The sequence below is a fragment of the Streptomyces sp. M2CJ-2 genome, from assembly GCF_016757295.1.
Taxonomy (GTDB): Bacteria; Actinomycetota; Actinomycetes; order Streptomycetales; family Streptomycetaceae; genus Streptomyces.
Genome location: NZ_JAESIF010000223.1, coordinates 1 through 1,658, shown reverse-complemented (window position 1 = coordinate 1,658; position 1,658 = coordinate 1). Strand labels below are relative to the sequence as shown.

General features: G+C 68.5%; 1 protein-coding gene. It reads right to left on the bottom strand.

Annotation, left to right across the window (positions count from 1 at the left end; translation table 11 throughout):
• Positions 1-150 precede the first annotated feature (150 nt).
• Positions 151-1,539: an IS1380 family transposase gene (locus tag JL475_RS38950; RefSeq protein WP_202282918.1), complete on the bottom strand. Its 1,389-nt coding sequence runs from the start codon at positions 1,537-1,539 to the stop codon at positions 151-153.
• Between the last annotated feature and the right edge of the window lie 119 nt (positions 1,540-1,658).

Genomic DNA, 1,658 nt, shown 5'->3' with positions numbered 1-1,658 from the left:
CCTCGATCCACCGCGTGAATTCTGCTCACGGGCGTCGGGCGGCTCCTGGTGGTTTCTTCGGGACGCGGGCAGCGGCGATTGCCGGGTGGCCGTCCGGTGCGGGGTCTCCGAGGTCTTTCGGGTCGTGGGCGGGCAGGGCGGTCGCGTGGGTCAGGTGACCATGCGTTGTCCGGTGGCTGTCCACAGGTCGATGAAGTCGTCGGCCCAGCGCCAGCGTTCGGGCAGGTGGAGGGTGAAGCGGCGGGCGCCGGTGGCGATCCGGGCGGGGACGTGGATCAGGTGGCGGCGGATGGTGCCGGTCCGTGCCCGTGCATGGAAGGCAGAGGCGAGGTGTCCGGCCGCGCGGGTGAGGTTGTAGGCGGTGGCGGCCAGGGTGAGCCAGGCCGCGTTCGCGGTGAACTTCCCCGAGGGCAGGTGGGCCAGGGCGGAGTCCTCCAGGTCGGCGAAGACCTGTTCGACCTGGGCGTGTTCGCGGTGCATCGGTTCGGCCTGGACCAGTTCGAAGCGGCTGTCGGTGAAGATGGCATGGTGGCGCCAGACGCCGAACAACTCGGCCTGTCCTTCCGGGACCGTCTTCGGGTTCAGGCGTTTCACGCGGCGCACGATGAGCCGGGCTGTGGTGTGGAACTGCTTCTTCTTGCTGGTGAACGCGGTGAAGGGGATCTCGGCGATCTCCGCGTCGGAGACCCAGCGTTCCTCCTCGTCATCCCAGACGGCGTCGGTGTACTTGATCGGTGTCCAGGCGTCCTCGGCGATGGACGCGATCGCTTCGCGGATCTTCTTGGTGACCGCGACCGCCAGCGAGAAACGGGCTCCGGCCTTTCTGCAGGCGTCGACGACCTTGTGGGAGAAGTACGCCGAGTCGGCGCGCACGAGGATCTGCGCGGTGATTCCCATGGCCCGCACCGTGGTCAGCGCCTCGCGCAGCAGACTCGCCGCCCCCTTGCCGGAGCCGGCCGACCCCCTGCGCAGTCTGGTGGCGACGATGACCGGCGCGCAGGTGGATGTCTTGACCGTGACGATCTGGAAGTGCAGCCCGCGGACCTTGGTGTAGCCGAAGGAGGCGCCCTGCTTGGCCGGGCCGTAGACCTGCTTGACCTTGGAGTCGATGTCCACGAACACCACCTCGTCCGTCGTGGGCACCAGTCCGGTGTGGGCGGCCAGGTGGCAGGTGAACGCGCGTGTCGCGGACTGAAGTTGGCGTACGTGTCCCCAGGTGAAGGCGCGCAGGAAGCTGCCCAGCGTGGAGGGGGCCCGTATCCCGCCGAACACGCGGGCAAGGCCACCGTGGCGCAGGACATCCAAGTCGTCGATGCTGTCCGCGCCCGCGACCATCCCGGCCACGATGGACAGGGCTTTCGCCTCCGCTGCCGTGCCCGCGCCGTTCTTCGCGCCGGCCAGCTTCACCTTCTGGGCCACCAGACTCGGCAGGTCGCACCGCTCGGCCAGCCGGATGGCCGGGACCAGCCCGGCATGCGCGATCAGATTCGGTTCGTCGAACGCGGCGAACACCGTCGCCGGGCTGTGGGAGACTTTCACTTACGAGGTGCCTTGCTGGTTGTAGCGGATGGAAGCGTGAGAACTCCCATCATCGCAGGTCAGCGGGCACCTCTTCTCGTTCCGCCTTCCGCAGCCGGCCGTCATGCGGTGGATCCAGG